This is a genomic window from Acetobacter sp. P1H12_c (genome assembly GCF_018811975.1).
Taxonomy (GTDB): Bacteria; Pseudomonadota; Alphaproteobacteria; order Acetobacterales; family Acetobacteraceae; genus Acetobacter; species Acetobacter persici.
Map to the genome: position 1 here is coordinate 136,616 of NZ_JACRVR010000005.1, position 6,933 is coordinate 143,548.

Genomic DNA, 6,933 nt, shown 5'->3' on the forward strand with positions numbered 1-6,933 from the left:
GGGCAGTCAGGCAGGATGGCTGTTTATACAGATGTGAGTGATGAGGCTCTTGAGGCTTTTCTAAGCGATTACGCCATCGGGAATCTGGTGGCGTTTCGCGGGATTGCCGAAGGGGTGGAAAACAGCAATTTCCAGCTGCGGACCACACAGGGGGATTTTATCCTCACGCTGTATGAAAAGCGCGTGAATGCGCAGGAACTTCCGTGGTTTCTGGGGCTGATGCAGCATCTGGCCGGGCAGGGCGTTTCCTGCCCGCAGCCTGTTGCCAGTAAGGCCGGGCAGACGCTTGGCACCCTCGCCGGGCGGCCCGCAGCCATTACAACTTTTCTGCCCGGTGTCTGGCCGCGCAAAATCCGGCAGGAGCATTGCCGCCCGCTCGGGCAGGCACTGGCCCGCCTGCATGAGGCCGGACGCAGCTATACACCCGTCCGCCCCAACGCGCTGGGGCCGGACGCATGGCAGCCTTTGCTGGATTCCTGCCGGGCAGGAGCGGATGCCGTGCATCCCGGCCTGCTGGCGGAACTGGATGAGGCATTTACGCATATTCTGCCGCACTGGCCGGGGCACGGCGCAAATGCTGCGCTGCCGCACGGCCAGATCCACGCGGATCTGTTCCCGGATAATGTTTTCTTTTTGCAGAAGAGCGTCTCCGGCCTGATTGATTTTTATTTCGCCTGCACGGATTTTCTGGCGTATGACATCGCTATCTGCCTCAATGCCTGGTGCTTTGAAGGGGATGGGTCGTTTAACGTCACATTCGGGCGGCAGCTCTTGCAGGGCTATGAATCCGTGCGCCCGCTGAACGCTGAGGAACGGCAGGCTCTGCCCGTTCTGGCCCGGGGTGCGTCCATGCGCTTTTTGCTGACGCGCCTGTATGACTGGATCAACACACCGGCCGATGCGCTGGTAACGCCCAAAGATCCGCTGGATTACCTCAGGCGCCTGCGCTTCCATCTGGCAACGGAGACGGTTGATGGCTACGGATTCTGAAACCTCTCCCGCCCCGGAACAACAGGGGGAGCCGCAGCCTGAGGCACAGGTTGTGGAAATCTGGACTGACGGCGGCTGCCGCCCCAATCCCGGCCCCGGTGGCTGGGGTGTTCTGCTCCGCTTTAAAGGGGTTGAGCGGGAACTCTCTGGCGGGGAGGAAGCAACCACCAACAACCGTATGGAGCTGACCGCCGCGGCGGAGGCTCTGGAAGCCCTCAAACGCCCCTGCACGGTGCGCCTGCACACGGATAGCGAGTATGTGCGTAACGGCATTACCCGGTGGCACACCGGCTGGGTGCGCCGCAACTGGCGCAATGCGTCAGGTGATCCGGTTGCGAATATGGATTTATGGCGTCGCCTGCTGGAGGCCGCCAAACAGCATGATGTGTCCTGGCACTGGGTTAAAGGCCATTCCGGCGTGCCGGAAAATGAACGGGTGGATGAACTGGCGACCGAAGCCCGTAAAGCCGTGGAAGAGGCCATGAAAAACCCCGGCTGACGGGGGAGACGGCCAGAGGGTGTGAGCGGGAGCGGATGATGCCTGATTTCTCTTCAAAACAGTTCGTCATTGTTCATGGTTATATGGCCAGCCCCGAGGCGCACTGGTTCCCCTGGCTCAAGGCGCAGCTGGAACAGGGCGGGGCTGGGGTGCATGTGCCCGCTTTGCCATTCTCCCAGAACCCGGCCCCTCAGCTCTGGGCTGAAACGCTTGAGACAGTTCTGCCACATCTGAATGAGCGGACCGTGCTGATTGGCCATAGCCTCGGCTGCGTCACCCTGCTGCGGCATGTGCTGTCCCGGCCGAAAGGAGAGACATTAGGAGGCTATGTGCTGGTCTCCGGGTTTGACCAGCCTCTTCAGACCCTGCCACAGCTGGATGCGTTTACGGCACGCTCGCTGGATTATGCGGACCTGCAACGCCGGGCCGCATTCCGGGCCTCTGTTTTTTCCGATAATGATCAGATCGTAGCCCCCCAGCTTTCCCACACTCTGGCGGCCGCGCTGGAGACCACGACGCTGGAAGTGCCCGGAGGCGGGCATTTTCTGGGGCGCGAAGGATATGAGCAGTTTCCGGCCTTGCTGGATCTGCTGCGACAGGCCTGAGAGCGGCTTGTGTTGCGCGTTGTCACAAAAAAGGTTTGCTGCCTGCCATGACGATTTGCCCGATTGTCCACTTTCCGGACCAGCGTTTGCGGCAGGAGGCCGCACCTGTCACGGTTTTTGATGCCGGTCTGGCAACTCTGGCGCAGGATATTCTGGAAAGTATGCGGGCCGCACCGGGCATTGGCATGACAGGCCCCCATATTGGCGTGGGGCAGCGCGTTGTGGTGCTGGAACTGCCGGACGCCGCGCGGCCACAGATCTACGTCAATCCGGAAATCCTCTGGATGTCGGACGACATGATCCGGCAGGAGGAAGGAAGTGTCTCCATGCCGGGGGTGACGGAGGATATTGAGCGGGCTGCGAAAGTCCGCGTGCAGTATCAGGATCTGGACGGGGTAGCCCATGTGGAAGAGGCGGAGGGCCTGCGCGCTGCCTGCCACCAGCATGAAATTGACCAGCTTAATGGCCTGTTCTGGCTCCAGCGGTTATCTGGCCTGCGGCGCAGGCGCGTGATGGACCGTTATGAAAAATTGCAGCGCCGCCAGAAGGAACTGCGGTAAAAACCTGTCACGCGGAGGTTGCCAGCCTTCACGCGCCGGGCGGTGTCGTCCCTGTTGTTTTGAAAGGTCCGGTGTGCCTGTCCGTATCAGGAAAACCAGTAAGACGCTTCTTGGCTATCTTGTCGCCTTTGTGGTGCTTTCAGCCTTTTATATGTCTCTGGCCGCAACCCTGCCGTTTAATTCGGACAGCGTGTCTGCTGTGCTGGAAGCACAGGATATTCTGCACGGCAACATTCTGCTCCGGGGCTGGGATCTGTCCACAGAGCCGTATTATGTGACGGAAATTCTCCCTTATGTAGTGGCTGCCGGTCTCGCTGGCTGGCATCTGTCTTTCTATTATCTGGTTCCGGCCATGCTGCTGGCCGCCCTGGTGTTGCTGGCGTTCCGGTTGTGTCAGGTGCTGGCTCCGGCAGGTGCGTGGTTTTGGCTGGTACTGCTGGCAGCCCCCACCGCGTTTGGGGTGCAGGTGCTGCTTATCCCCTGCATCCATATCGGCGCGTATATTGGTGTGCTGGCGTGCTGGCTGTTGATTTTTGCCCAGAAAAAACAGGAAAGACCGGCCGTATGGGGGGTATTTGTTGGCCTGCTGGTTCTGTGCCTCGCCAGTGATGATATTATAAAATACGGCTTCATTCTGCCCGTTTTGGGCGCGCTTGCGGTGCTGAGTGTGCAAAAGCGCCGGCTGGAACAGGGCCGGTTGCTGCTGTGTTTGCTGGTGTCTGTGGTGCTGGCACACGGGCTTAAAACCGTGCTGACCCATAACGGTGCGTTTCATGTGCCGGGGTTATGGACGATGGCGTTCGCGGGGCAGGGGCGGATTGGGTATAACCTGTCTGTGCTGGTCTCTGGTGTGCTGCATTTTTTCGGCGCGTATTTTTTTGAAAAAGAGTTCTCCCTCCACGGGGCCGGGTCAGAACTCTTCCATCTGGCTGTGCTTCTGCTGGCGCTGTGGGGCGTTGTGCGGATTGCCCGCAGCAAAACCATTCTGCCCGATGTGTTTGATTACGCGGCCTTGTTCTGTATCGGCCTTATGGTCGGCGCATTTACGTTTAGCCAGTTACCGATTGATGATGCCTCAACGCGGTATCTGGTGTTGCCTTATGTCATGATGGCGCTTCTGCTGGCCCGGCATACGGTTTTGCCCGCGGGCGGGCGGATGGTTGGACTGATCGGGGCGGCGGCTTATGCGCTGCTCAGCGTGCCTGCTCCTGTAGTGCATTTCTGGCAGACCAACCGGAATTTCCCGGTGAATATGGAACTGGCCCGCCTCGGGCTGAGGCAAGGGTTTGCACCGTACTGGAGTGCTGCGGTCAATACTCTGCCCAACCCGGTGCGGATTGCGCCTGTGGACTTTAGCGCGGAGATCAGGCCGTTTCATTTCCTGTCAAAACGGGACTGGTACACGCAAGGCGGCACTTTTTTCCTGTGTGATACCCCGGCTCAGGCCGCACAGGCGCAGGCGCGTTTTGGCGCAGCGCAACGTGTGGAGCCAGTGGACGGGCATGTTTTGCTTGTGTGGGATAAAACGCTGACGTTGGCGGATTAGTGCGGGGTTAGCCTAACCATAAGCCGGTCCGCTATCAGGCAAGGCAAAATGGCAGGACAAAATAAGCAGGCGGCGGGGCTCACTGAGTAGGGCCGGGGCAGAAATCTGTCCCCAACTCAGGAGAGACGAAGCGGAGGAACAGTTTTTCTTGAGTCTCTTCGTCCGCCTGCTTACCTAACCTGCCACCCTGCCACCCTGCCACCCTGCCACCCTGCCACCCTGCCACCCTGCCAACACCTGCCAGTCTGCCGTCGGTTAAGTCTGTTCCGGCGCGTCTCAGCGGTCAGTCAGGCGGAATTCAATGCGGCGGTTGCGGGCATAGGCGGCGGCACTGCTTTCTGTATCCAGCGGCTGGTAATCAGCAAAGCCGGTGGCCGCCAGATGGTGTGGGTCAATCCCTTCCGCCACCAGCAGCTTGACCACTGTAATAGCGCGGGCGCTGGATAGCTCCCAGTTGCTGGGGAAGGCGGTGTGAATAGGCTGGCGGTCCGCATGGCCATCCACACGCAAAATCCACGGGATATCTGTCGGGATGTGACTGGTTACGCTTTTCAGGGTCTGGGCCAGCGTATGGATTTCTGACCGGCCTTCTGGCGAGAGGTCCGCGCTCCCCACCGGGAAGAGTACTTCGCTCTGGAACACAAAGCGATCCCCCACCACATGCACGCCCTTCTGGTTGTGCAGGATGTCCCTTAGGCGGCCAAAAAATTCGGAACGGTACCGGCTGAGCTGCCCTACCTTGTCCGCAAGAGCGGTGTTTAGTCTGGCGGACAGGTCCCCAATGGTGGCGTCTTTGCTCTGCACGGTTTTCTGCGTCACATCCAGCGCCTGCGCGAGTGCCGCAAGGCGGGCGTTCAGGTCTGTCAGCTCATCATTCAGTTGTGTCACCCGTGTCTGGTCGGCAACGCTCAGGGCACTGGCCGCCTGTGCGGCGCTGCGGGCGGCTTCAGCTTCAGCCGTGCGGGCAGAAAGCGCTTCGGTATCCTGCGTATGCTGGGCCTGAAGGCCGGTTACGCTGCTTTCCAGCGCATGCGCGCGGGCATGTTCCGTATCAAGCTGGCGGGAGAGTTCGGCAGTCTGGCCTTCCAGCTTTTCCAGCACATGTTCACGCCGGTTGAGGGCTGCGGAGAGCAGGGTCTGGCCCATGACAAACACCAGCAGCACAAAAATGACGACCATGAGCAATGTGGACAGCGCATCCACATAGCCGGGCCAGGCATCCAGCCCGGCGTGCAGCTTTCTGCGGCGGCGGGCCATGCTCAGGGTGCTTTCCGGTCGGCGGGTGCGGTCTCGGCGGTGGCGGCAACGGTGCGGGCCAGCAGGCGGAGGTCATTCCGCAGGTCCGCCGTCATGCGGGCGCGCCCTTCCTCAGTGTTCTGCACCAGAGTGTGCAGCAGGCGTTCAATATTATGCAGGGCTTCTGTCTGGCCGGAGGAGGCCTCCAGCTTGTCGGACAGTTTGCTGAGGATCGCACTTTCCCGTTCGCGGCGGGCCTCACTCGTGCGCACCAGATTTTGCAGGGATTCCAGATTTTCAGCCGTCTGTTCCAGCAGGGCCTGAATATAGGCCGGAACGGAGGAAGAGCTTTCCACCCCGGAGCCGGAGGGGGCACCAAAACGGGTCTGTTCGGCCAGCCATTCTTCCAGCTCGTTAAAAAAGCGGTTTTGTGCCTGCCCGGCCGTCAGATCCAGAAAGCCCAGCACCAGTGCGCTGGCCAGCCCAAACAGGGAGCCGGAAAACGCCGTGCTCATGCCATGCAGCGGTTTGGCCAGCCCGGTTTTAAGCTGCCCGAACATGGCATCCAGATCCCCCGCGCCGACGGACATGTTGGCGATCACATCCGCAATGGCCGCGACTGTCAGCAGCAGGCCATAAAACGTGCCGAGCAGACCCAGAAAAATGAGCAGACCGGTGAGATACCGTGAGACTTCCCGCCCTTCATCCAGCCGTCCGGAAATGGAGTCCAGCACGGCCTGCATGGCAGGGGTGGAAAGTGCTGCCGGGTTGCCGCGCTGGTCCGGCCGGGTGCCAAGGGCTGTGGCCAGCGGGGCCAGCATCCGTGGCGGCGGCAGAGCCGCCAGACCCGTGCGGGACTGACGGATGGCGTCTACCCAGCCTACTTCCGGCAGAAGGCGGCGCACCATCAGGATATTCCACAGGATACCGATGGCCAGAAGACCCAGAATTAGCCCATCAAGCAGGGGGTTGCTGAAAAAGGCGTCCCGCAGGGGCCGCCACAATGTTGCAGCGACAAGCGCCACACACACGAGAAACCCGATCATTCTGAAGAGATACTGTGTGGGGCGCGTCATTGGGTTCCGGTCCGGTTAGAAGAGGAAGGGCGTCAGGGTACAGCGTCTGACTGGTAAATATCTATATAATCCTGTCCGCCATTGGCGGCGGGGGCCTTGGGCAGGCCAATGACGCGCAGATAAATGCGCGTGGAGGCAATGCCGCCATTCATCAGCACGCTGCGGGCCGCAAGCCCGCGGGAGAGCGCCATACGGCGCGGCATGGAGGGATCATCCACAGCGCCGGAACTGTAGGCGTCAATCAGAGCGCGGACATGGGGCTTTTCGCTCAGCGCCTGACCGAAGGCCAGAAGCGCCTGATGCGTTTCCGGGTTTAGCGTCGCGGCTCCGGCGGCAAAGGTAATCCGCACGCCGCCCGGAATGGTGGATACGGTGCCTGTGGCTTTTTCATCAATGGCGGGCTGCGCGGGCATGGGGAAGG

The 6,933-nt window shown here is 60.7% G+C and carries 8 protein-coding genes; 5 read left to right on the forward strand and 3 right to left on the reverse strand.

What is annotated here, in order from left to right:
- Nucleotides 1–15 precede the first annotated feature (15 nt).
- The 5 genes from KP699_RS05725 (at nt 16) to KP699_RS05745 (ending at nt 4,200) form a co-directional block, all read left to right on the forward strand.
- Entirely contained in the window at nt 16–990 is a 975-nt protein-coding gene (locus KP699_RS05725) for a homoserine kinase (RefSeq protein WP_215761919.1), read from the forward strand.
- Nucleotides 974–1,489 carry a ribonuclease HI gene (gene rnhA, locus KP699_RS05730; protein WP_077931246.1) on the forward strand — a complete coding sequence of 172 codons (516 nt, stop codon included), beginning with the start codon at nt 974–976 and terminating at the stop codon, nt 1,487–1,489. Before KP699_RS05725 ends, rnhA begins: the two co-directional genes overlap by 17 nt.
- A gap of 35 nt (nt 1,490–1,524) precedes the next feature.
- Nucleotides 1,525–2,094 (forward strand): alpha/beta hydrolase, encoded by a 570-nt coding sequence (locus KP699_RS05735; RefSeq protein ID WP_215761920.1) that lies wholly within the window; start codon nt 1,525–1,527, stop codon nt 2,092–2,094.
- A gap of 47 nt (nt 2,095–2,141) precedes the next feature.
- Nucleotides 2,142–2,654, forward strand: coding sequence for a peptide deformylase (locus tag KP699_RS05740; RefSeq protein ID WP_215761921.1), 513 nt, complete (start codon nt 2,142–2,144; stop codon nt 2,652–2,654).
- A 73-nt stretch (nt 2,655–2,727) separates the two neighbouring features.
- The gene (locus KP699_RS05745; RefSeq protein ID WP_215761922.1) at nt 2,728–4,200 is read left to right on the forward strand and encodes a hypothetical protein; all 1,473 of its coding nucleotides are present in this window, start codon (nt 2,728–2,730) and stop codon (nt 4,198–4,200) included.
- Nucleotides 4,201–4,476: 276 nt separating this feature from the next.
- On the opposite strand, the gene KP699_RS05750 is transcribed toward KP699_RS05745, so the two are convergent.
- The 3 genes from KP699_RS05750 to KP699_RS05760 form a co-directional block, all read right to left on the reverse strand.
- Nucleotides 4,477–5,457 carry a peptidoglycan -binding protein gene (locus KP699_RS05750; RefSeq protein ID WP_215761923.1) on the reverse strand — a complete coding sequence of 327 codons (981 nt, stop codon included), beginning with the start codon at nt 5,455–5,457 and terminating at the stop codon, nt 4,477–4,479.
- A 2-nt stretch (nt 5,458–5,459) separates the two neighbouring features.
- The gene (locus KP699_RS05755; RefSeq protein ID WP_077931251.1) at nt 5,460–6,512 is read right to left on the reverse strand and encodes a flagellar motor protein MotA; all 1,053 of its coding nucleotides are present in this window, start codon (nt 6,510–6,512) and stop codon (nt 5,460–5,462) included.
- Between the two features lie 32 nt (nt 6,513–6,544).
- On the reverse strand, nt 6,545–6,933 hold a 389-nt coding region (locus KP699_RS05760), incomplete at its 5' end, for an OmpA family protein (protein WP_374196889.1).